The sequence below is a fragment of the Pseudomonas izuensis genome, from assembly GCF_009861505.1.
In the GTDB taxonomy this organism is placed as follows: domain Bacteria; phylum Pseudomonadota; class Gammaproteobacteria; order Pseudomonadales; family Pseudomonadaceae; genus Aquipseudomonas; species Aquipseudomonas izuensis.
On sequence record NZ_WTFT01000028.1, the window covers coordinates 33,960 to 57,769 of the forward strand.

Genomic DNA, 23,810 nt, shown 5'->3' on the forward strand with positions numbered 1-23,810 from the left:
CCGTCGACGTTTCGGGCTCATGCTCACCATTATAAGAACAAGAACATCGCCTATGACCCTCAGCTCCGACCTGTCGGGCCCCACTGTGGAGCCCCGGGTTATCCGTAAGCAATACGCCATGGAAATGGCGGTCGAACGCACACGCCTGCTGTATCAGGGCTCTTTGCTGCCCACACTGTTCATGCTGATCAACGGTCTGGTCTGCGCCGGCTTGCTATGGAGTCCGCAGCGATACTTCCTGGTCACCGTCTGGCTGGTCTGGCTGCTGTCGCTGGTGGCGTTGCGAGTGATACAGGTTGCAGCCTTCGATTCGGCGATTCCCAACCGTCAGGCCCATCCGATCTGGCGGCGCATGTTTTTGCTGGGCTCGGGCCTCACCGGCCTGACGCTGGCCGGCGCCGGTATCGCCCTGGTTCCCGCCGACAATTTCATTCAGCAAGCCTGGGTTTTCGGTCTGATCGGCGCGGCGGCACTGTCAGCCAGCGTGGCCTACGCCGTCAGCCTGCCGGGGTTTCTGTCGTTCACTTTGCCTTGTCTGCTGCCGGCCATTGCCTACATGTTCTGGGGGGAGGAACAGGGGTGGGGCTGGTTTGGCCTGATCCTGCTGGGTGCATTGAGTGTGGTCGCCTGGCAGGTCAATCGGCTGATCGATAGTGGCTTGTTGCGACGCTTCCAGAATCAGGCGCTGATCGAGCATCTTCAGCAGGCGCAAAACCGCAGCGATCAGCTCAATAAAGAGTTGGCCAGGGAAATCGACCAGCGCCGGCGTGCCGAAGATGAACTGCGTGAAATCCAGGTTGATCTGGAAAGCCGTGTCGCCCAGCGCAGCCTGGAGTTGGACGCCGCCAACCATGCGCTAAGCAAGAGTGAGGCGCGTTTGGCGCTGGCCTTGAAGGCCAGTGAGCTGGGGCTGTGGGACTGGAACCTGCAAACCGACGAAGTCCATCACACACACATTCAGGAGCTGTTCGGCCTGGAGCCGGAATACGTAACCGCGATGTTGCGCCACCTCAAGCCGCGCCTGCATCCTGAGGATCTTCCTGCCCTTCGAAGGGCACTGGTCGAGCACTTGAAGGGCCGCACCGAGGATTACCAGATCGAGTACCGCGTGCGACACGCCGACGGTCACTGGGTCTGGATCGAGGACCGCGGACGGGCGGTCGAGCGTGCCGAAAACGGCCGGGTGGTACGCATGGTCGGCACTCGCCGCGACATCAGCGTGAGCAAGGCACTTGAAGAACAGCAGCAATTGGCGGCGATGGTGTTCGAGGCGGCCAGCGAAGGCATTGTGATTCTTGACCCCAATTACGCCCTGATCGCGATCAATCAGGCCTTCAGTCGCGTGACCGGTTATGAGATCGAGGACATGCTCGGTCGCAACGTCGTTGAATTGCCATGCAGCCGCGACGCTCGCCGTCATTTCGCCGCGATTCATCAAGCGCTGGAACAGCACGGCAGCTGGCAGGGCGAACTGGTGGAAACCCGCAAGAATGGCGAGATGTACCCGCAATGGCTGCAGCTGAATACCGTACGAGATACACGGGGAAATGTGAGCCATATTGTCGGCTTCTTCGCGGATCTTTCGGCTCGCCGTGAATCCGAAGAGCGCATGCGCTACTTGACCCATTACGACGAACTCACCGGCCTGGCCAACCGCTCCATGTTCCGCGAGCGGCTCAGTGAGGCGCATCAGCGGGTGCGCCAGGGTGGCTATCGCAGCCTGGCGTTGCTGCACATCAATCTGGATCGCTTCAAGCAACTCAACGACAGCCTGGGTCATGAAGTCGCCGATCAGCTGCTGCAGAAGATGGCCCGGCGCCTGGTAAACGCGTTGCCGGAGGCTGACACCATCGCACGCTTGTCCGGCGACGAGTTTGCTGTGCTGTTCAATTCCTACGGCAACCTGTCGAGCCTGGCGCGAGTGGCGACACGCTTGGCGAACAAGTTGCGGTTGCCGGTGACCGTCGAGGGGCACGAACTGGTGGTCAGTGCGTCGATGGGCATCAGTCTGTTGCCGGACAGCGCCCGGGAAATTTCCGCATTGGTCAGCCAGTCGAACATGGCCATGCAACACGCCAAGCACCTCGGTGGTAACAACTTCCAGTTCTACACCGACAGCCTGCAAGCCAGCACGCTGGAGCGCTTGCAGCTGGAAAACCAACTGCGTAAAGCCGTTGAAGAGAAGCAGTTGAAGGTGTTTTACCAGCCGAAACTGTGCCTGGCCACGGGCAAGCTGAATGCCGCCGAGGCCTTGGTACGTTGGGATCACCCGACCATGGGCCGCGTGCCACCGGGAGATTTTATCGGCCTGGCCGAAGAAACCGGGCTGATCGGCCCCATTGGCGAATTCGTACTGCGCCAGGCTTGCTGGCAAGCCTGCGAATGGCAGCGGTTGGGGCTTGAGCCGATCCGGGTATCCGTCAATTTGTCGGTGCATCAGTTACGCCAGGGAAAACTGGTCAGCCTGGTGCGACAGGTGTTGGAGGAGACCGGTCTGGCGCCGCATTACCTGGAGCTGGAACTCACCGAAAGCCAGTTGCTGGACAGTGTCGAGCACATCATCGCGACCTTCCAGCAGCTGCGTGATTTGGGCGTGAAGTTGGCCATCGACGATTTCGGCACCGGTTATTCATCGCTGAGCTACCTCAAGCGCATTCCGGTGGATTATGTGAAGATCGATCAGGCGTTCATTCGCGGCCTGGGGGAGGGCACGGAGGATGCGGCGATTACTCGGGCGATCATCGCTATGGCGCATGGCTTGTCGTTGAAAGTCGTGGCGGAAGGGGTGGAGCGGCGGGAGCAATTGGAGTTCCTCAAAAATGAGCACTGCGATGAGGTGCAGGGGTATCTCATCAGCCGGCCGATCGAGGCGGATGGGCTGGCAGGCCTGTTGCTCGAACAAAGCGTGGGCTAAGGGCAAGTTCCGCCGATCCCTTTCGAGGGTCGGCGGGAACCTTGAAGCTGATGTGTTTCTTAATGGGTAATCAGCACTTTATCGATACGGTGAAGCAGTTCGCCTTGATAAAAAATGCTAACGCTAGGAACGTTGGCGTCCCCCATGACTTTGTATTCGACAACTTTGTCGGTTTCAACTTGCAGTGAAATCTCATTGGATGTTTCCAGTTTGAGTTCCAATCGCACATTGAATGACTTGTCTTGTATTTTCATGAATTCCAGTTTTGGGGTGATGCCAGTATGGGCAACGGTTACGGTGCCGCAGACACGGAAGGATTGGTTGCCTGGCATTCGATCGATTTGTGCGGTCCAATCTTTGGTTTTAATGCTCATGGTTTATAACTCCTGTAATTAGTTGTTGTTGCTTCCTGCCGGATTAATATATCTGCCTTAAATAAAGTGCGGGGGATATTTGGAGTTTTGTTTTGTAAGGCTGTATGTTTCGGTAAATATATAGGCATAGCTACAAAGTGAGCTTTAATGTGAGACCACTCACCGATGGGCCTTTCAAGTCGCGCGACGATGGCATGCTTGAGCATCGAGCACAGGTGCTACATGAGACGCGGGCACCTGAAATCGAGGGATCTGGTTACGCATTGAGCAGGCAAAAAGCCGATTCTTGTAGTATAACTACAAGCGTGCTACATCCCCGGCACCTGCCAATAACAAAGAGTCCATCCCTTTGAATCTGCTGCAACACATCGCCCAGTCTCGTCACCTGTTACGCAAGTCGGAGCTCAAGGTCGCCGATCACGTGCTGCTTGACCCCGCGGCCGTGATGCACAGCTCCATGGCCGACCTGGCCCATAGCGTCGGCATCAGCGAACCGACCATCGTGCGTTTTTGCCGCGCCATCGGTTGTTCCGGGTTCCAGGACCTGAAGTTGAAGCTGGCCCAGAGTCTGGCGGCAGGCGCGAGTTTCGGACAGTTCGCGATCCACGAAGATGATTCGGTCGCCGACTACAGCCTGAAAATTTTCGACACCACCCTGCATACCCTGATGGAGGTTCGCGAGAAGCTCGATCCGGTGGAGTTGCAGCGCGCGGTAACGTTGATGTCCCAGGCCCAGCGCGTGGAGTTCTACGGCTTCGGGGCCTCGGGCGCGGTAGCGGCGGATGCGCAGCACAAGTTCTTCCGTTTGCTGCTGACTGCGGCGGCGTATTCCGACCCGCACATGCAGGCGATGTCGGCGGTGACCCTGAAGCCGACCGATGTGGCGATCTGCATTTCCCAGTCCGGGCGCTCCAAGGATCTGTTGATCACCGCCAACCTGGTGCGTGAAAGCGGCGCTTCGTTGATTACCCTGTGCCCAAGCCAGACGCCGTTGGCCGAGTTGTCTACGGTCAATCTGGCGATCGACGTGCATGAGGACACCGAAATCTATACGCCGCTGACCTCGCGGATCGCCCACCTGGTGGTGATTGATGTACTGGCGATGGGCGTGGCCATGGCGCGTGGGCCGAGCCTGGTCAATCACCTCAAGAGTGTGAAGCGCAGCCTTCGCAGCTTGCGGTTGTCGCCCAAATCGGTGAAGGCGCTGGACGACTGATTCAGGTCGGGTGCCGGCCTTGTGGCGAGGGGATTTATCCCCGCTCGGCTGCGAAGCAGTCGTAAGAGTCCCGTGCGATGAGGCGGTCACGGATTTAGGGCCGCTTCGCAGCCCATCGGGGATAAATCCCCTCGCCACAGAGTGATTTTTCATCTGGCTGTAACCCGGCCGCCGCCAAACCGTCATCCCTCGCGCCTATCTTGAAGCTCCCGTACTCGCCTTGGGAGACTCGAAATGGCCCAGCCCTACGAAGAACGCAACAGCGCCGTCAGAACCCGTCGTCAGCAGGAAGACCAGCGCCGCATGGAATTTCGCCGCGCCATCGAAGATCGCTGCGAACGCCGTCAGCTTCTTGCCGAAATCGGCGATTTTCCGGAAGAGTTCGAACTCAATTACTGGCAGGCAGCCTCGACGACTTCCCGTCGAAACGCTCAACCAGCCCGCTGATCTGCACCCGCTCGCTGCGCACGAACGCAAGGAAGGCGTGAGCCACCGGTGACAGCCGTTTGGCCTTGGCTTGCACCAGGCACCAGCTGCGGTAGAGCGGCAATTCCTCGACCGGCAACTCGATCAGTCCGCCGGTCGCCAGTTCCAGGTTCAGGGCGTGGCGCGTCAACAGCGCAACGCCCAGGCCCGCCAACACGCATTCACGCTGGGCTTCGGCTGATGACACTTCCTGAGTCTGGTTGAAGTGCACCCGCTTCTCCTTGAAATACTCTTCGCAAGCCAGGCGCGTACCGGAGCCGGGTTCGCGCAGCAGTAGCGTGTAGGGCTCAAGGTCCTGCAGACGCAGCGGGCCCATATGGCACAGTGGATGATCGGGTGGCGCGACGGCGACAATCGGGTTGTTGAGGAATGGCAGGAACTCCAGGCCCATGTCTTGCGGCACCATGGACATGATCACCAGGTCATCCCGGTTATCGGAGAGGCGTCGAATCACCTGCCCGCGATTGACCACCGTCAATTGCAGGTTTACTTCCGGGTGCTGGCGCTTGAACGCGGCAAACAGGTGGGGAACGAAGTACTTGGCGCTGGATTCCACCGCCAGTTTCAACTGGCCCTGAAGTGAGCCCTGCATGTCGGAAAGCTGCATGTCGAGGTTTTCCAGGCGCCCGAAAATATCCCGGCTGGCGCGTTGCAGTGCTTCGGCCGCTTCCGTCATGTAGAGTTTTTTGCCGACGTAGTCGAACAACGGTTGGCCAATCAGCTCTTCCAGTTGACGAATCTGTAGGCTGACGGCCGGTTGTGTCAGCGACATTTCGTCGGCTGCACGGCTGTAGGACCTCAAATCACAGACTTCATTGAAGATCTGCAATTGACGCAATGTCATACGCATCAATGACTTACGCATTTTATTAGCACTCTTGCCACAGGCTGATGCGACAACTATAAGTCTTTACTTATGCGTGACCCAATTATTATTCATTTTTGTTAATCCCTTGCGGGCGCTAGTGTGGCTCTGCGACCAAATTGAAACATTTGGTCACGCGTCGACCTGGTCTAGCAGGTCGTGGGTACCACCGGCTCAAGGGAATTTCCAAGTGATAACAAAGATCCTGATCGCCAACCGTGGTGAGATTGCCGTACGAATCGTACGTGCCTGCGCCGAAATGGGCATTCGCTCGGTCGCGATCTATTCCGACGCCGACCGTCATGCCCTGCACGTGAAGCGTGCGGACGAGGCCCACAGCATTGGTGCCGAACCACTGGCCGGTTACCTGAACCCGCGCAAGCTGGTGAACCTGGCGGTGGAAACCGGCTGTGATGCCTTGCACCCCGGTTATGGTTTCCTTTCGGAAAACGCGGAGCTGGCGGACATCTGCGCCGAGCGTGGTATCAAATTCATCGGTCCATCGGCTGAAGTCATTCGCCGCATGGGCGACAAGACCGAAGCGCGCCGCAGCATGATCAAGGCGGGCGTGCCGGTTACACCAGGCACTGAAGGCAACGTCTCGGGCATCGAAGAAGCCCTGACCGAAGGCGATCGCATCGGTTACCCGGTGATGCTCAAAGCCACTTCCGGTGGCGGCGGTCGCGGCATTCGTCGCTGCAACAGCCGTGAAGAACTTGAACAGGCTTTCCCGCGGGTGATCTCCGAAGCCACCAAGGCTTTCGGTTCCGCGGAAGTGTTCCTGGAAAAATGCATCGTCAATCCCAAGCACATTGAAGCGCAGATTCTCGGTGACAGCTTTGGCAACGTGGTGCACCTGTTCGAGCGTGACTGCTCGATCCAGCGCCGCAACCAGAAGCTGATCGAGATCGCCCCGAGCCCGCAGCTGACCCCTGAGCAGCGCGCCTACATCGGCGATCTGTCGGTGCGTGCAGCCAAGGCCGTGGGTTACGAAAACGCCGGCACCGTGGAGTTCCTGCTCGCCGAGGGCGAGGTGTACTTCATGGAGATGAACACCCGGGTGCAGGTGGAACACACCATCACCGAAGAAATCACCGGCATCGACATTGTCCGCGAGCAGATTCGCATTGCCTCCGGCCTGCCGCTTTCGGTGAAGCAGGAAGACATCCAACACCGTGGTTTCGCCCTGCAATTCCGGATCAACGCCGAAGACCCGAAAAACAACTTCCTGCCGAGCTTCGGCAAGATCACCCGTTACTACGCACCCGGCGGTCCCGGCGTACGTACCGACACGGCGATCTACACCGGTTACACCATTCCGCCGTTCTACGATTCCATGTGCCTGAAACTGGTGGTGTGGGCGCTGACCTGGGAAGAGGCGATGGACCGTGGTTTGCGAGCCCTGGATGACATGCGTCTGCAAGGGGTCAAGACCACCGCCGCCTACTATCAGGAAATCCTGCGCAACCCGGAATTCCGTAGCGGCCAGTTCAACACCAGCTTCGTTGAAAGCCACCCTGAACTGACCAACTACTCGATCAAGCGCAAACCCGAAGAGCTGGCCCTGGCCATCGCCGCCGCCATCGCCGCCCACGCAGGCCTGTGAGGAATAGAACAATGTCCAAGAAAATCCATGTCACCGACACCATCCTGCGCGACGCCCACCAATCGCTGCTCGCGACCCGCATGCGCACCGAAGACATGCTGCCGATCTGCGACAAGCTCGACAAAGTCGGCTACTGGTCGCTGGAGTGCTGGGGCGGCGCGACGTTCGACGCCTGCGTACGCTTCCTGAAAGAAGACCCGTGGGAGCGTCTGCGCCAACTGCGTGCCGCGCTGCCTAATACCCGTCTGCAAATGCTCCTGCGTGGCCAGAACCTGCTGGGCTACCGCCATTACAGCGACGACGTGGTCAAGGCTTTCGTCGCCAAGGCTGCCGTCAACGGTATCGACGTGTTCCGCATCTTCGACGCCATGAACGATGTGCGTAACCTGCGTGTGGCCATCGAGGCGGTGAAAGCGGCGGGCAAGCATGCTCAAGGCACCATCGCTTACACCACCAGCCCGGTGCACACCATTGATGCCTTCGTGGCCCAGGCCAAGCAAATGGAAGCCATGGGTTGCGACTCCGTGGCGATCAAGGACATGGCCGGTCTGCTGACCCCGTACGCCACTGGCGAACTGGTCCGGGCATTGAAAGCCGAGCAGTCGCTGCCCGTGTTCATCCACTCCCACGACACCGCTGGTCTGGCCGCGATGTGCCAACTCAAGGCCATCGAAAATGGTGCCGACCACATCGACACCGCGATCTCCAGCTTCGCTTCCGGTACCAGCCACCCAGGCACCGAGTCGATGGTCGCGGCCCTTAAAGGCACCGAGTTCGACACCGGCCTGAACCTGGAACTGCTGCAGGAAATCGGCCTGTACTTCTACGCCGTGCGCAAGAAGTACCACCAGTTCGAAAGTGAGTTTACCGCCGTCGACACCCGCGTACAGGTCAACCAGGTACCGGGCGGCATGATTTCCAACCTGGCTAACCAGTTGAAAGAGCAGGGCGCCCTGAACCGCATGGGCGAAGTACTGGCAGAGATCCCTCGCGTTCGCGAAGACCTTGGCTTCCCGCCGCTGGTGACCCCGACCTCGCAGATCGTCGGTACCCAGGCGTTCTTCAACGTGCTAGCCGGCGAGCGCTACAAGACCATCACCAACGAAGTGAAGCTGTACCTGCAAGGCGGCTACGGCAAGGCGCCGGGTACTGTGAACGAGCAGCTGCGTCGCCAGGCCATTGGCAGCGAAGAAGTGATCGACGTCCGTCCGGCCGACCTGCTCAAGCCGGAAATGGCCAAGTTGCGCGCCGACGTCGGTGCCTTGGCCAAATCTGAAGAGGATGTGCTGACCTACGCCATGTTCCCGGACATCGGTCGCAAATTCCTCGAAGAACGCGCTGCGGGCACTCTGACACCGGAAGTGTTGTTGCCGATTCCTGAAGCCGGCGGCGTCGCCTCGGCAGGCGGCGAAGGCGTTCCGACCGAGTTCGTCATCGACGTGCACGGCGAAACCTACCGCGTCGACATCACCGGTGTGGGCGTCAAGTCTGAAGGCAAGCGCCACTTCTATCTGTCCATCGACGGCATGCCGGAAGAAGTGGTGTTCGAACCGCTCAATGAATTCGTCAGCGGTGGCAGCAGCAAGCGCAAGCAAGCCACGGCACCGGGTCACGTCAGCACTACCATGCCGGGCAACATCGTCGATGTGCTGGTCAAGGAAGGCGACACCGTCAAGGCGGGCCAGGCCGTGCTGATCACCGAAGCGATGAAGATGGAAACCGAAGTCCAGGCCGCCATTGCCGGTAAGGTCACCGCCATCCACGTGGCCAAGGGCGACCGGGTGAATCCGGGCGAAATCCTGATCGAGATCGAAGGCTGAGATAACAGCCTCGACACAACGCTTTAAACCTCGGGGGGGCATGTGCTCCCCTTTTTTTTGCTCCGAGAAAACGCCGAACCCATGTGGTAGCGAGCCTGCTCACGATGACGGAGTGTCAGCCGGCGCAGTTGGTGAATGGAATACCGCTTCGCGAGCAGGCTCGCTCCCACAAGGTTTCGGGGGAAGCACAGATTGTGTGAACACCAAAAAACCTGTGGGAGCGAGGCTTGTCCGCGAAAGCGTACGTCCAGGCACTGATGATCAGCCGCGGCACTCGGCAAGCGTTTTCACCTGCCCCGACCCCGTCTGGTTCTCATCACTCAACCACTTCTCAAACCCCGCCCCAATCGCCGGCCATTCCGAATCCAGAATCGAATACCACGCCGTATCCCGGTTCTGGCCCTTGACCACCATGTGCTGGCGAAACACGCCCTCAAAACTGAATCCCAAACGCTCGGCCGCATATTTGGAGCGGCCGTTGCCGTTGTTGCACTTCCACTCCAGGCGACGGTAGCCGAGGGCGAAGGATTCCCTGGCCAGCAGGTAAATCGCCTCGGTGCTTTTCGGTGATCGCTGCATGGGGGCGCCGAAGGTGACGTGGCCGATTTCGATGCGGCCCTGGGCCGGGACGATGGACATCAGGCTGAGGATGCCTTGCACGTCGCCGCTCGCGCGGTCGATCACGCTGAAGAAGTAAGGGTCACTGTTAGCGGCATGGTTGTTCAGCCAGTCATTGAAGGCACTGCGTTCCGGGAACGGGCCGTATGGCAAATAATCCCAGAGCTTCGGGTCGGCACCGGGGCCTTGCAGGGCTTTGAACAAGCCGTCGCCATGGCGCGCCGGGTCGAGTTTTTCCAGGCGGATGAAACGCCCTTCGATGGTTTGGACCGTTGGCGCCGGAACACCTTTCCAGTCCGCGAGTGAAGTCGACATGTTGTTCTCCTTGAACCTTAGATGGCCTTGCGAAACTGAATGAAACCGGGACGCTCGGCGATGCGCTCGTAGAGCTGGATCGCGGTGGCGTTGGTTTCGTGGGTCAGCCAGTGGACCTTGTTGCAACCGTCAGCCTTGGCGGTGCTGTAGACGAATTCGATCAGCTTGCGGCCGACGCCGGTGCCGCGGGTTTCGGGCGCCACCAGCAGGTCTTGCAGGTAGCAGGAATTTTCGATGGCCCAGTTCGAACGATGGTAGATGAAATGCACCATGCCCACTGCTTTGCCGTCGGCCCAGGCCAGCGCGGCGTGAGTCGGCTCGTTCGGGTCGAGCATGCGCTGCCAGGTGCTGTCAGTCACAGCCTCGGGCAGTTCGGTGTTGTAGAAGCGCAGGTAAGCCTGCCACAGCGGCAGCCAGGCGGGGTGGTCGTCGGCGCTGACCGGGCGAATCTCGATCTGACTCATGTTCATTCCTTAACGCATCAATTGGGCAAGCGTCTGGTCGTGCACATCGGGGCTGGCGGCCAACCCTTCGCGCACGCCGGCGATGTCGGCGGGACTACGGTTCTGGCTGAGCTTGCGCTTGCCCTCCAGGCGTTCGATGGGCACGGCAAAACCGACGATGGCCTTGAGCATGCCGTCGATGTAATCGGCGGGGGCATCGGCGACCTTCCAGGGCTGGGCACGGCCGCTCTCATGGCGATCGGTCAGGGTGCTGACGATGTCGAGCAGCCGTCCGCCATCGCTGAATGTTTCGGCACGGCCATAGGCGTGTACCGCGACGTAGTTCCAGGTCGGGACGACTTTGCCGTGCTCGGCCTTGCTCGGGTAAAAGCCCGGGCTGACGTAGGCATCGGCACCGGAAAAAATCAGCAGGGCCTCGGCGCCGTCGCGCAGGTCTTTCCACTGTGGATTGGCCTTGGCCAGGTGCCCGTACAGCGTGCCGTTCGGACCTTGTTCGCGATGAAGCAGCACGGGCACATGGCTGGCTTGCAAACCGTGTTCGCCGTGGGTCACCAAGATGGCGAGGCGGGTGGCGAGAATCAGTTCGTGCAACTGGGACAGCTCATCGATGGCGAAAGCGCGGGGCGTGTACATGGCGAAAATTTCCTTGGCGAATGCCTGCATACTAGGCAGGCTATTGGTCTGTTGTAAGAGCCATTAATGAGCAATTTTATAGGTCCATTACCATGTCGGACTCGTCCACACTGTCGTTGCCATTCAACCCGGCCGGTATCGAGCTTGATCGCCGTAAAGGTTTGAGCCGCCAGCTCTATCAGGCGTTGCGCATGCGCGTACTTGATGGGCGACTCGCCAGCGGCACGCGGCTGCCCGCCAGTCGGGACCTGGCGGCGGCACTGGCGATCTCCCGTAACAGTGTGGTGCGTGCCTACGATCAGCTCTACGCCGAAGGCTTCATCGAAGGGCGGGTCGGCGATGGCACTTATGTAGCGCAGTTACCTCAGGCAAAAAAATTATCCACAAAAGTATCCACAGGCTTTTCAACAGGCTTACCCACAGCCTTATCCACAAAATCGGCTGACTTACCTGGTGTTTCATCCAGTAAAGTTATCCACAGTGGTGCGTTGCAGCGCCTGGAAAACAACCATTTGCCCCGACCCCCAAGCGGGCCACCGAGGGCTTTTCGGGTGGGTGTTCCGGCCTTCGATCTGTTTCCCTTCGACGTTTGGGCCAAGCTCAACGCGGCTTTCTGGCGCAAACCGGATATGCAGCAACTGTGTTACGGCGACCCGGCCGGTGATGCGCGCCTGCGCAGTCTGATTGCTGCGTATTTGCGCAGCTCGCGGGGCATGCAATGCACGGCTGAACAAATTGTGATCACCAGTGGTGCGCAGCAGGGAATCAGCCTTTGTGCACAGTTGCTGGTGGAGCCCGGCGATGGCGTGGGCGTCGAGAATCCCGGGTATCGTGCGGCCGGACATGCGTTCGCGGTAGCGGGTGGTCGTTTGCAGGGTGTACCGGTGGACGCGGAGGGCATGGATTGCGCGGCATTGGCGGCATCCGGCGATTGCCGCGTGGCCTACGTCACACCGTCGCATCAGTACCCGACCGGGGTGGTCATGAGCCTGGCCCGGCGCCTGGAACTGCTGGCCTGGGCCGAACGCACCCAGGGTTGGATTGTCGAGGACGACTACGATGGCGAGTACCGTTACACCGGTGCGCCCCTGGCGCCTTTGGCGGCACTCGATCGGCAGGGGCGGGTGCTGTATGTCGGCACTTTTGGCAAAGTCGCCTTTCCGGCGTTGCGTCTGGGTTATCTGGTGTTGCCGCCGGGGTTGGTGGACGCATTTTCGCAACGCCGGGCGGTGGATGTCCGGCACTCGGAGGTGAGCACCCAGGCGGTCATGGCCGAGTTCATGGCCGCCGGGCATTTTCAGCGGCACATCCGGCGGATGCGCCGGGCCGCCCTCAGTCGTCGCAATACGTTGCTCAACGGCTGGCCGCAAGGGGTGGCGGGCGTCGGCAGCCTGCCTGCGGTTTCGGCCGGGTTGCACCTGGCAGTTGCGGTGGACAACCTGGCCCGGGAACGACAGTTAATCGAGCAAGCCGCTGGAGTGGACGTGGAAATCAACGGCCTGAGCAGTTACTGGCTGCCGGACTCGACAGTGCCAATCGATCAGCGTGCCGGGCTGGTGCTGGGTTTCGCCGCGGTGCCAGAGCCGGCGATCGAGTTGGCACTGGCACGCTTGCGGGAAGTCTGGCGGGTGTGAGCGCCCCGCGGGTTACGTAAAGAACAGTGGCGCGGCCAGCGTACGGCTGATTTCACTGCGGTAAATGGCAACGAGTTCCTGATTGCTCTTGTCGCGAAAATCGAATGATCCACCCAAACGTCGTTGTTCGACTGTCTTCAAATGTGCGGCGGTGAATGACGCCACCGGATCGGCGACATTGGTGTAGTGAAAGTGGGCATACCACAGCACCTTGCGGGTTTTGTGATCGAGCACCTCGTACTCGTCCAGATAGTCTTTGTTAGGTCCCTTGAGTCGGCGTCGAGCAGCGGTTTTTGAGATCTCGACTTCGCCTTTGCCCTTGAGCCATTCGACCCTGGCCGCCGTTGGAGGCTGCTGTTTGATCAACTGAATGCGGGTGCTGCTGCCTTTTTCATAGAGTGCGGTGGCGGCAGTGTCGAGATTTTTGTTCAGGAGGCTGGCCGCACCCTCGTTGGTGAGGTTGCTCGCGGTCAACGCATGATCGATTGCATCCATGGCATCGCGCAGGCGTGCGGCATGCTGGTGGTAGAGCTCCTCAATCTCTATCGGAATGCGTGGTGCCCGGTTGACGTGGGCCTCGGTGCGCCGCTGAAAGGCTGCCACGCCATCGAGCAATGCCTGACCGTTTTCAATGCTTTTGGCCAGGTCAGGTTTAGCCTGAGTGGGTGGCTCCCGGCGAGCGACTCTTTCCAGCCAGACCCCCGGCGTTTTTTCGTGGAAGGTGGCGATGACCTTGCCGGTCAGCGGCGACGTCACATCGACCAGGTCGGTTGGCTGCCCTGTGGTGTCCTTTCGTGTTTTGCCAACCAGCGTGCCTTTGAACCGGGTTTTGATGACCTTTCTGGACGGGGGCGTTAACGGTCTGGACGGTCCGGGCAGGGGGTCGACCAGTCGTTTCTCGCGCAGCAAATTCGCCAGCTGGTTCACCGTGTCCTTGCTGAACCCGGCCATACGAGCACGTACCTGCTCAACGCGCTCTGTCACGATGTGCTCCGGGTATTCGTTGACGAGATCGAGAAAACGTTGGTCGATGACCGTGAACTGCTCGGCCAGGTTGCTCATCGTTTCAATTCGCTCACCGAGATCTTTCAGGCTTTCATCAGTACTCAGGTCAAGGGCACTCTGGATATTCAAGGCGGTGTCCTCGATCAGGTTTTCCAGGGCGAGACGAGCGTCAGCCAGGGTTTCCTCCGGACCGGCCTTGAGGCACAACTCCTGTGCCAGGGTGATTTGCAGCAGTTTTAGGTCATCGAGCGCAAAGGGTGGGAGTTTTGCCTTGTAGACGCGACTGACCTCGACGGCCTCTCTGCCGAGCAAGCTGAGTTCTTCGAAGCGTGTACGGGCGAGTTCGACCTTGTCGATCATTCCCTGGGTCAGATCGGTCATTCTTTCAAATGGCCCGGCACGCTCCGCTGACGGCGCTGGAGTTTCCTCATCGAGCAACGCCAGGGTCGTGGACAGACTGCTGCGAAACTCCGACGATTGTTCATCGAGCCAGGATTGCATCAGAAACAGCTGCAACGATAACCGGTCGAGCATTGCGGTGCGGTAATTGGGCACCGGTTCCAGCGTGTTCAACGCCTTGAGCTCCTGAATGTGGACGCCATACTCCCCGACCTGCTGATCCAGCGTATCGAGGAACGTCTGGCGTGCACTTGTGCGAGTCTCGGCAGAAGCTTCGAGCATGGCTTTGCGGGCACCCTGTAGTTGTGTCCGCTTGGCCTGCAAGGTGGCATCGAAGGCAGCGAGCGCCGCTTTTTTCTGACTCAGTTGTGCCTGGTTTTCCTGTTGCAGTTTTTTTCGCCGGTTGCGCAGGCCGCCACCGCGCAAACGTAATCGCAGGTCGACAAACCACTGGCCGCTGGCGTTGTGAGTCAGTAGCGGTCCGGTGCGCGGGGATTGCTGACGCGAGTCGATGATCTGCACCTGTTCTTCGTCATTGAGCATCACTTCGAACCAGCGCTCACCCACCTTCGCGCACCATTTCTGCCCGTGAGCATAGAGGTGCTGGTGAGGGCCTGTGCCTTGCGGATTACCAAGCCCTTCCGGTTTACGGATTTGGAGGCTATCGAGAAGCGAACCCAGGCTCGGACGCGAGCGGTTCAGGGCGCCGAAGGCATTGAGCGAAATTTCATGGGTCGCAGGAAGTGTGGTGCCGCTGATATCCGGCAATTGCAGCACCTTGATCTCCTTGGGGGCTGGCTTGGCGGGAAGCGGGCGTGGGTGTTCGGGGGGCGCTGTCGATTCCCGTGGCGGTCTGCTGCCGGTAGCCGCCCGATGGGCGAGTGCCATGCCCAGGGCCAACAGGATATCGGCGATGGCCGTCCAGTCGATGCGGGCATGATCCTCATTGGCGCTGTCACTCAAATCCTGCAAGTCATCCATGATCTGCCAGATCCAGGCAGCGGTGCCCACACTACGCCCCAGAAACGGTAAGGCCGCATTGAAAATCATCCAGCCACCCCGTTTGAGGGACGCCCAACGCGCCTCGGCATTGGACACTGATTGACGGTCTGCCTGGGTGATCATGGCTTGCACATTCGCCTTGAACAGTGTTTCCAGTACGTCCGTTTCAATCACCCGTGTTCCGAGCGCAACGGACCCGGACAGGTCGAGGGCGGCCGTTGGATCGACCAACAACTGCGGCACCGTCCACACCGAAGGCAGCTTTGCAGGAAAGACATACTGGGCATAGTTGAAGCGGACTGCGTCTGGCAACCAGGCCAATACCGACTCCCTGATGGTGCGGGAATGATTGATCGCATACAGCAAATTGGTCTGGCTGGGGAATTGAATCAGAGGCGGGTCGAGCAACGGTCGATAGAGCAGGCAAGGGCCCTTGTCTGTCTGGCGCGGGCCGATGACGAACATGTTGGCGACCTCGTCGGGTGCAGCGTTGTTGCGGGTGAACGCCAGCGGACGAATCACGATGTCTTGCCCGTCTACCTGTCGATCCGCTGCACGAGCGGCGATCGCTGCGATGACATAGCGGTAGCCTTGCTCTTCCAGTTGCGCTTCGCCGCGTATCTTGTGTTGCAGCGCCAGCAACGGCAGCTCCACGGACAGTTGGCGGGTGTAGAGCTGTTGCAGGTCGAGGGCCCGGGTTGCGTCGTCGACCAGTTTCTGTTTCAGCATCGCCGGATAGGTCGCACCGATATCGACGGTGTTCACCAGCTTTTCCATGTAACTCACACTCATCCAGTCAGGCACCGGGGTGCCGTCCTTATGGCTCACCATTCTGTTACCCAATGGCAGTCCCGAGAGGTTCTGCAGCGCGAGCTCGGTGAGCGATAGCGTCAGGGTTTCAGTATTGCCCGGTAACACGAAGGTACCCCAGACCACCAGGCTGGTGATGCTGATCTCGATGTTGTCGACCTTCACGTCGCCCGCTTGCGGGTGGTCCTTGAGTATCTGTTTAGTGAGAGCGTCCAGCGCGAATGCGTGGATATCGGGGACTTCGCCCTGAAATGTCTTCCCGGCGTTTTGATGCTGTATCACCACCAGATCCAGCAAGTGTCGGCTGTAGCAGGTCTGGTCGGCGGCGGTTGCCTTGTCCAGCCAAGGTGGCAGCAAGGGGCGCAAGCTATCGAATCGGGATTGGAGTCGAGGAGGGGGTTCTGAGGGATTGCCGACCGTTCCAACGTATGGGTAGAAGTCTGTTTCGGCCGAGGACGGGAAAAAACTGATCGAACCGATGACGTCCGCTTCCAACGCGATGAGCGTGCAGGCCTGTTGGTCGAAGAAGTTGCCCTCGGGTTCGAAAAGCCGCCAGTTCAACGTCCCCTGGCCAGCGTTTTTTGCATAGGCGTCCCCCAGTGCCAGGCCCAAGGCGTCAAGCGAGTCGAAACTCTGGAAACCCCTGCTCAGCGAATAGGTGACGATCAGAGTACGTTCCGCCAGGGATCCCATCAGCACGGCCATGTCGAGCACATTGAGGTGCTTACGGTCTGCACCATCGCCTTGATCGACATCGATCAGGCAGGCTCGGGTCTTGTATGGGTCGGTGGGATGTCGCTGCAATTTGTCGGGGGAGGTGAAAACAGCGAGGGCCATGGCTCGTTGATCTGCGTCCAGGTCAACCGAATCGTTGAAGTTCCACAGGCTGCGCAAGGCGTCAGATAACTGATACCAGCGCGGCTGAGCGGGAGGGATGGACTCGTTCCAGTAGTCGATCTGTTGTTCCCGATAGGCCGCGAACAGCAGTGGCGCGAGTTCATTGATCAGGGCTCCGAGCGTGTCGACTTTCACCGGCAGTTGAACCGGCCTTTCGATTTCCGGGTGCCGGGTCAGGAAGTGTTCGCCATCCATCCAGGTCACGTGGGTGCCGGACAGACCGAGGCGCACCAGAACATCGGTGAGTGATTCGTATTGGCTCTGGCCGGGGATGACACGGTCATTTTCGACTTGCCAGGTGGGGGTCACCAGGATGGACAGTTGTGGATCGAGGTCCAGGCTGGGGTACAGGATTTTGAGCGCCGGGCGCAGTACCTTCGAAGCGACATCCTGCAATGAAGGACCGGTCACCAATTGGGTCAGCACATCGACGGCACTGGGTGGGGAAGTTTCAAGCATGGGCAATCCTTGTCTGAGCATGGGGCGCACGAAAGGCACGCCGGATCAGGGCAAGGTAGAGAGCGGGTCATCGCGCGAGGCGGTAGATAAATATTGCGGGCAAAAAAAGACCCGCGTGTGCGGGTCATGAAACTGTCGGCGCTTCAGGTACCGGACTTGATCTTGGTCCAGGCCCGGGTCCGCGCGCGTTCGGCATCCCGCGGCAGCGGTTGCAGGGTATAGAGCGTGCCCATCGCCGTTTCGGTCGGGTACAGGTTCGGGTTGTTGCGGATCGCAGGATCGACCAGCTCTGTCGCGTCCTTGTTCGGGTTCGGATAGCCCACGAAGTCGCTGACCGGCGCAATCACTTGCGGTTGCAGCAAATAGTTGATGAAGGTGTAGGCGTCTTCCGGGTTCTTCGCGCCTTTTGGAATCGAGAGCATATCGAACCAGATCGGCGCGCCTTCCTTGGGCAGGCGCATGTCGACGATTACACCATTCTTGGCTTCCTTGGCACGGTTGGCGGCCTGGGAGAAGCTGCCGGAATAGCCAACGGCGACGCAGATATCGCCGTTGGCGATGTCAGCCATGTATTTGGAGGAGTGGAAATAGGTGACGTGCGGGCGGATCTTCATCAACAGCGCTTCTGCCTTGTCGTAGTCCGCAGGCTTCTTGCTGTTGGGGTCCAGGCCAAGGTGTTGCAAGGCCAGTGGCAGGATCTCCGACGGCGAGTCGAGCAGGGCGACGCCGCACTGCTTGAGCTTGCTGATGTTCTCTTCCTTGAAGATCAGATCCCAGCTATCCACCGGAGCATCGGCACCCAGCGCGGCTTTGACCTTGTCCGGGTTGAAGCCGATCAGGATGGTGCCATACATGTAGGGCACGGCGAATTTGTTGCCCGGGTCGTTGGCCTCGATCAGCTTCATCAGCTTGGGGTCGAGGTGATTCCAGTTCGGCAACTTGCTGCGGTCCAGCGGCTGGAACACCCCGGCTTCGATCTGCTTGGCCAGGAACACGTTGGACGGTACCACCACGTCGTAGCCGGAGTTGCCGGTCAGCAACTTGGCTTCGAGGGCTTCGTTGGTGTCGAAAATGTCGTAGACCAGTTTGGTCTGGGTGTTCTGCGCCTTGAAGTCTTCCAGGGCCTTGGGGGTGATGTAGTCGAACCAGTTGTAGACGCGCAAGGTTCGCTCTTCGGCATGTGCGGCGCCACTAAGCACTGCCGCGCATAGCGCTGGCGCGATAAAACGCTTGAGTCTGTTCATTGTTGTTATTTCCCCTGGGCGCTTTCAAAACCTTCGAGAACGTTCACGGCATTGATGCCGATTTCTTCAACCGCGTAACCGCCTTCCATCACGAACAGCGTCGGTTTGCCGAGGGCCGCAATGCGCTTGCCCATGGCCAGGTAATCCGGGCTGTCGAGTTTGAATTGCGAGATCGGATCGTCCTTGAAGGTGTCGACGCCCAGGGACACGACGATGATGTCAGCTCCGTAGCTTTCGATCTCTTTGCAGGCCTGTTCCAGCGCTGCACTCCAGATGTCCCAGCCTGAGCCTGCGGCCAACGGATAATTGAAATTGAAGCCTTCACCGGCGCCTTCGCCCAACTCGTCTTCATAGCCGAGGAAGAACGGGAACTCGGCTTCCGGGTGACCGTGGATCGAGGTGAACAGCACGTCGCTGCGCTCGTAGAAAATCGACTGGGTGCCGTTGCCGTGGTGATAGTCCACGTCGAGGATCGCGACCTTTTTGTGGCCTTGATCGAGGAACGCCTGGGCGGCGATGGCGGCGTTGTTGAGGTAGCAGTAACCCCCCATCAAATCGCCGGCGGCGTGGTGTCCCGGTGGACGGCACAGTGCGAAGGCGCTGCGGGCGCCACGCTGGATTTCCGCTTGCGCGGTCAACGCCACTTGCGCCGCGCTGTACGCCGCTTGCCAGGTACCGGCGGTAATCGGCGCGCCGCCGTCGAAGCTGTAGTAACCGAGTTCGCCATGCAGGCTGGTGGGCTTGATGCGGCGCAAGGTGCGGGCTGGCCAGGTGTAAGGCAGCAAATCACCGTCGGTGTTGAACTCGGTCCAGCGGGCCCAGGCGCCCTTGAAAAAGTCGAGGTAGTCGCGGCTGTGGATGCGTGCAATCGGATCGAGACCGAAATCCTTCGGACCTTCTACCGGACCCAGTTCCTGGTGTTGCACCCGTGCCAGCACATGGTCGGCGCGGGACGGCATTTCGAAGCAAGGCTTGAGTTGCCCGTCGATCAATTCGCAACGGCCGTGATGCAGGTGGTGATCATCCGAGTAAATCGTCAGCATTTCTTGTTCTCCGCAGGCTGATTCGGTTTGAACACAGTCTTGCGGCGCAGACGGTTTTGGAGAACGGCAGGAAAGGCCAAAAGGGGATCGATATGGCCAAAACATTTGACCGAAATTCGCCCCCTGTGGGAGCAAAGCTTGCTCGCGATGGCATCGCCGCGTTTTAACAGAAACACCGCGGTGCCCGCATCGCGAGCAAGCTTTGCTCCCACAAGGATGGGCGCGTGCTACGGGCGGAACTGGCTCGGCGCCACGCCGCTCCAGCGCACGAACGCATGGCGGAAACTCGCGGTTTCGCTGAAGCCCAGCGCTTCGGCAATCTGGTAGATCGGCAGTTGATCCTCACACAGCATCTGCTTGGCCTGCTCAAATCGCAGTTCGTCGAGTAACTCCTGATAGCTGCAGCCCAGGTCCTTGAGGTGACGGCGCAGGGTGCGCGCCGAGCAGTTCATCTGCTCGGCCAGGCCCTCCAGCCCGGGTGCGGCATTCAATTGCGCGCTGAGCAACTGGCGAATCCGCCCCAGCCATGCCTGGCGTCCGGTGAATTCGGTGTTCTGCTTGCGACAGCGTTCGGCCGTGGCCTGATGGGTGATGACATCGGCCAGTGGCAGGGGTTGATCGAGCCACTGCTTGTCGAAGGCGAAGGCGTTGTCCTGCGCGCCGAAATGCAGCGGGCAGTCGAAGTGCTCGGCATAGGTCGCCTCATAATCAGGGGCGGCATGCTCGAAGCGTGCGGCCAGCAGCGGCAGCGGATGCCCCAGCAGGTCGTCGCAGATGACTTTCAGCGAGACCAGACAGAACTCGGCGTTGAACACCGCCAGTGCCGGGCTCTCCCGATAATCGTCAGCGACGAACCAGATGCGCTCGCCGTCGTCCTCCAGGCTCAGTTCGAAAAGTGTTCCCAGCAGCGCCGGATAACGCATCGCCAGGCGTAACGCGTCACCGAAGGTGGCACAGGTGAGCAACGCGTAACCGAGAATGCCGTAGCAGGAAACGTGCATGCGCCGCCCCAGTTCCAGCCCGATGTCGCGCTTGAGGGCGACGGCGTTGGCGCACACCTGCATTTCCTGATTGGTGGTGATGCGTGTGTCTGCCCGGTTGAGATCTGCCGTGCTGATGCCGCTGCCAGCCAACAAGGCTTCACTGGACAGGCCTTTGTCCTTGAATGCGTTGAGCACCAGGGAAACGGCGTTGAGGGTGGTGAGGTGGGAGTGGAGCATGGGGACTTCCAGCCTTGGGATGGCTGGAACACAGCAAGTTACATGCCGAGACATAAACTGTAGGAGCGAGCCTGCTCGCGATGGTCGTGAACGATGAAGCTGGCAGCCTGACACCCCGCGGCGATCTCTCGTTCATCGCGAGCAGGCTCGCTCCTACAGGTGTTTTGTGTAGTGTCAGCTCAGTTCGCCGCAGAGGTCGAGTTCAACAAGACTGCGAACTTCGGTTGCATCGAGCCCGGCTCCCAACAACCCATGCAACTTCCCGAACGCCGCCTCACGGGTCATGCCGCCACCGGACAACACGCCCACCCCGCGCAACCGGCTACCGGCCTCGTACACATCCAGCTCGACGCCGCCTTCATGGCACTGTGTAACCGCCACGACCACCACGCCCTTGTCCCGCGCCCGTTCCAGGCTGGCAAGGAATTGCGGGTTATCACTCGGCCCGGTGCCGCTGCCATAGCACTCCAGCACCAGCCCCTGAATACCGCTGTCGAGCAGGCCATCCAGGATCTCGGCGCGGATGCCGGGGAACAGCGGCAGCACCGCGACATTCGCCAGTTGTTTGCTCTGGTTGTAGTTCAGCGCAGCAGGCAAAGAGGTGGCCTTCACGCCACCGCCCTGACGCTCCAGGCGCTTGAACGGATGCCGTCCGAAACTGCGGACCTTCGCGCAGCGGGTCGGGTCCAGCCGTTCGCCGTGGAAGTACAGATGCACGCCTGGCGCCAGGCCTTGGCCCAAGGCAACCAGCGCACCGCCGAGATTTTCCCAGGCATCGCTGTCGGTCACGCCTGCCGGCAGCATCGAGCCGGTGAAGCACACGCGGGCATGCAGCCCGAGCAGTTGAAAGCTCATGGCGGCGGCGCTGTAGGCCAGGGTGTCGGTGCCATGCAGGATCAGCACGCTGTCGCAGCCCTGAACGTCGACGGCGTCGACGACTGCTTCACGCAGTTGCTGCCAGTACAGCGGGGTCATGTTGGCGCTGTCGATCAGCGGTGCCATTTCGCGAAAACGCCACTGCGGCACCACCAGCTCAGGCTGGCTGTGCAGGTAGTCGCGCATACGCGCTTCGAAACCGGACGCTGGGGCCAGGCCGTTGGCACTGGCTTGCATGCCGATGGTGCCACCGGTGTAGAGCACCATGACGTGCTGGGCGGCGGGGTAGGTCGAGGAATTCATGGAGATACTCCGAGAGGGTCGCTTACCCATGTAGGAGTGAGCCTGCTCGCGATGAGGGCGTGTCAGGCGCAATTAATGCTGGCTGATAGACCGCTATCGCGAGCAGGCTCACTCCTACAGGTTTTTGCGCACTTTAACCGATCAGCGTTGCGCTGCGGGTGCGCCTTGCGCTTCAAGCTCAGCCTTGGCGGCAGCGGCTGGCGGATTGGCTGGCCAGGCCTTCAGATCCAGGTCCAGATCCGGGAACTTGTTCGAGTCGAACACTGGCGTCTTGATCCCGGCGGCACGCTGATCATCGTAGTCACGCATCACGCGCAGGCCCACCTTGAACAGCATCGCCAGGGCCACCAGGTTGACGAAGGCCAGGCAGGTCATGGTGATGTCGGCGAAGGCGAACACGGTCGAAAGGTCCTGCATCGAACCCCATACCACCAGCGCCAGCACCAGGCCGCGGAAAACCATCAGCAGGGCGCGGTTGCGGCTGAGGAACTGCAAGCTATTTTCGCCCAAGTAGTAGTTGTAGAGGATACAGGTGAAGACGAACAGCGACAGAGCGACGCTGACGAACATGCGGCCCCAGTCACCGACCACGGCGGCTAGCGAGTTCTGGGTAAGGACGATGCCGTCACCCTCGAAGCCCGGGGTGTAGAAGCCCGACAGAAGGATCAGCAGCGCGGTGCAGGTGCAGATCACGAAAGTGTCGAGGAACACGCTGAAGGCCTGGACCACTCCTTGGGCGCCCGGGTGCTTCACGGCGGCCACTGCGGCCACGTTCGGCGCACTGCCCAGGCCCGCTTCGTTGGCGAACACTCCACGCTTCACGCCCATGACGATGGCGCTGCCGAGCAGGCCGCCGAAGGCCGGGTCGAGGCCGAAGGCGCTCTTGAAGATGGTTTCCAGCATGGCTGGCACATGTTCGATCTGGGTACCGATCACGTATAGGGTCACGCCGATATAGGCCAGGGTCTTGACCGGTACCAGCAGGTCGGACACCGAGGCGATGCGCTTGATGCCGCCGATGAAGGTGATGGCCAGGAGCACCGCCAGGACGATACCGGTGTGGCGTGGGTCGAAGGCAAAGGCGTTCTGCAGCGAGTGGGTCACGGTGTAGGACTGCAGGCCAATGAAGGCGAAGCCGTAGGTGACCAGCAGCAGGATGGAGAACACCACCGCCATGCCTTTCAGCTTCAGGCCGTGCTGGATGTAGTAGGCCGGGCCACCTCGGTACAGGCCGTCGCCATCGGCGCGCTTGTAGACTTGAGCCAGGGAGCATTCGAAGAAGCTGCTGGACATGCCGACCAACGCGGTTACCCACATCCAGAACACCGCACCGGGCCCGCCGAGGGTCACGGCGATACCGACACCGGCAATGTTGCCCGCACCGACGCGGCCGGCGAGGCTGAGCATCAGGGCCTGGAATGAGCTGAGTTGCCCGGCGCTGCCTTTGAGGCTGTCGCGGAACACCGCGAACATATGGAAGAAGTGACGCAATTGAACGAAACGCGAGCGGATCGTGAAGTAGCTACCGAGCCCGACAATGAGCACGATCAGTACTTTCCCTGAGAGGAAGTCGTTAATGACTTCGAGCATGGATTATTCCTCGCTGT

17 protein-coding genes are annotated in these 23,810 nt (G+C 60.0%); 6 read left to right on the plus strand and 11 right to left on the minus strand.

Going from position 1 to position 23,810, the window contains the following annotated elements; translation table 11 throughout:
• Positions 1 to 52 precede the first annotated feature (52 nt).
• Positions 53 to 2,914, plus strand: a complete 2,862-nt coding sequence (locus GPL81_RS22230) for an EAL domain-containing protein (protein WP_160108462.1) — start codon at positions 53 to 55, stop codon at positions 2,912 to 2,914.
• 59 nt (positions 2,915 to 2,973) lie between these two features.
• Here GPL81_RS22230 and GPL81_RS22235 read toward each other — a convergent pair whose 3' ends face one another.
• Positions 2,974 to 3,288, minus strand: a complete 315-nt coding sequence (locus GPL81_RS22235) for a hypothetical protein (protein WP_160108463.1) — start codon at positions 3,286 to 3,288, stop codon at positions 2,974 to 2,976.
• Between the two features lie 349 nt (positions 3,289 to 3,637).
• Here GPL81_RS22235 and hexR point away from each other — a divergent pair, with 349 nt between their 5' ends.
• Both hexR and GPL81_RS22245 read left to right on the plus strand, forming a co-directional pair.
• On the plus strand, positions 3,638 to 4,504 hold the full coding sequence (gene hexR, locus GPL81_RS22240; protein WP_007927594.1) for a transcriptional regulator HexR: 867 nt from the start codon (positions 3,638 to 3,640) through the stop codon (positions 4,502 to 4,504).
• Between the two features lie 234 nt (positions 4,505 to 4,738).
• Entirely contained in the window at positions 4,739 to 4,951 is a 213-nt protein-coding gene (locus GPL81_RS22245; protein WP_096514167.1) for a PA3496 family putative envelope integrity protein, read from the plus strand.
• Here the strand turns inward: GPL81_RS22245 and GPL81_RS22250 are convergent.
• Entirely contained in the window at positions 4,893 to 5,855 is a 963-nt protein-coding gene (locus GPL81_RS22250) for a LysR family transcriptional regulator (protein ID WP_096514168.1), read from the minus strand. The two genes, GPL81_RS22245 and GPL81_RS22250, sit on opposite strands and share 59 nt — an antisense overlap.
• Before the next feature lie 190 nt (positions 5,856 to 6,045).
• Between GPL81_RS22250 and GPL81_RS22255 the strand changes: the two genes are divergently transcribed.
• A complete protein-coding gene (locus tag GPL81_RS22255; protein WP_096514169.1) occupies positions 6,046 to 7,461 on the plus strand; it encodes an acetyl-CoA carboxylase biotin carboxylase subunit in 1,416 nt (471 codons plus the stop codon).
• 11 nt (positions 7,462 to 7,472) lie between these two features.
• Positions 7,473 to 9,281 carry a sodium-extruding oxaloacetate decarboxylase subunit alpha gene (oadA, locus tag GPL81_RS22260; RefSeq protein ID WP_096514170.1) on the plus strand — a complete coding sequence of 603 codons (1,809 nt, stop codon included), beginning with the start codon at positions 7,473 to 7,475 and terminating at the stop codon, positions 9,279 to 9,281.
• Positions 9,282 to 9,542: 261 nt separating this feature from the next.
• Here the strand turns inward: oadA and GPL81_RS22265 are convergent, their stop codons facing one another.
• The 3 genes from GPL81_RS22265 to GPL81_RS22275 are packed head-to-tail and all read right to left on the minus strand — an operon-like array spanning position 9,543 to position 11,311.
• A complete protein-coding gene (locus GPL81_RS22265) occupies positions 9,543 to 10,214 on the minus strand; it encodes a GNAT family N-acetyltransferase (RefSeq protein WP_160108464.1) in 672 nt (223 codons plus the stop codon).
• 17 nt (positions 10,215 to 10,231) lie between these two features.
• Entirely contained in the window at positions 10,232 to 10,678 is a 447-nt protein-coding gene (locus GPL81_RS22270; protein WP_160108465.1) for a GNAT family N-acetyltransferase, read from the minus strand.
• Between the two features lie 9 nt (positions 10,679 to 10,687).
• Positions 10,688 to 11,311 (minus strand): FMN-binding negative transcriptional regulator, encoded by a 624-nt coding sequence (locus GPL81_RS22275; RefSeq protein ID WP_160108466.1) that lies wholly within the window; start codon positions 11,309 to 11,311, stop codon positions 10,688 to 10,690.
• Between the two features lie 92 nt (positions 11,312 to 11,403).
• Here GPL81_RS22275 and pdxR point away from each other — a divergent pair, with 92 nt between their 5' ends.
• A complete protein-coding gene (gene pdxR, locus GPL81_RS22280; protein ID WP_160108467.1) occupies positions 11,404 to 12,945 on the plus strand; it encodes a MocR-like pyridoxine biosynthesis transcription factor PdxR in 1,542 nt (513 codons plus the stop codon).
• Between the two features lie 12 nt (positions 12,946 to 12,957).
• Here pdxR and GPL81_RS22285 read toward each other — a convergent pair whose 3' ends face one another.
• From GPL81_RS22285 to GPL81_RS22310, 6 genes are all read right to left on the minus strand, one after another.
• Positions 12,958 to 17,517, minus strand: coding sequence for a dermonecrotic toxin domain-containing protein (locus tag GPL81_RS22285; RefSeq protein WP_160108468.1), 4,560 nt, complete (start codon positions 17,515 to 17,517; stop codon positions 12,958 to 12,960).
• Positions 17,518 to 17,660: 143 nt separating this feature from the next.
• On the minus strand, positions 17,661 to 18,761 hold the full coding sequence (locus GPL81_RS22290; protein ID WP_160108469.1) for a polyamine ABC transporter substrate-binding protein: 1,101 nt from the start codon (positions 18,759 to 18,761) through the stop codon (positions 17,661 to 17,663).
• A gap of 5 nt (positions 18,762 to 18,766) precedes the next feature.
• A complete protein-coding gene (locus GPL81_RS22295; RefSeq protein ID WP_160108470.1) occupies positions 18,767 to 19,804 on the minus strand; it encodes a histone deacetylase family protein in 1,038 nt (345 codons plus the stop codon).
• Between the two features lie 227 nt (positions 19,805 to 20,031).
• Positions 20,032 to 21,024, minus strand: a complete 993-nt coding sequence (locus tag GPL81_RS22300) for an AraC family transcriptional regulator (protein ID WP_160108471.1) — start codon at positions 21,022 to 21,024, stop codon at positions 20,032 to 20,034.
• A gap of 174 nt (positions 21,025 to 21,198) precedes the next feature.
• Positions 21,199 to 22,203, minus strand: coding sequence for an asparaginase (locus GPL81_RS22305; protein WP_160108472.1), 1,005 nt, complete (start codon positions 22,201 to 22,203; stop codon positions 21,199 to 21,201).
• 141 nt (positions 22,204 to 22,344) lie between these two features.
• On the minus strand, positions 22,345 to 23,793 hold the full coding sequence (locus GPL81_RS22310) for an alanine/glycine:cation symporter family protein (protein ID WP_160108473.1): 1,449 nt from the start codon (positions 23,791 to 23,793) through the stop codon (positions 22,345 to 22,347).
• Positions 23,794 to 23,810: the final 17 nt, after the last annotated feature.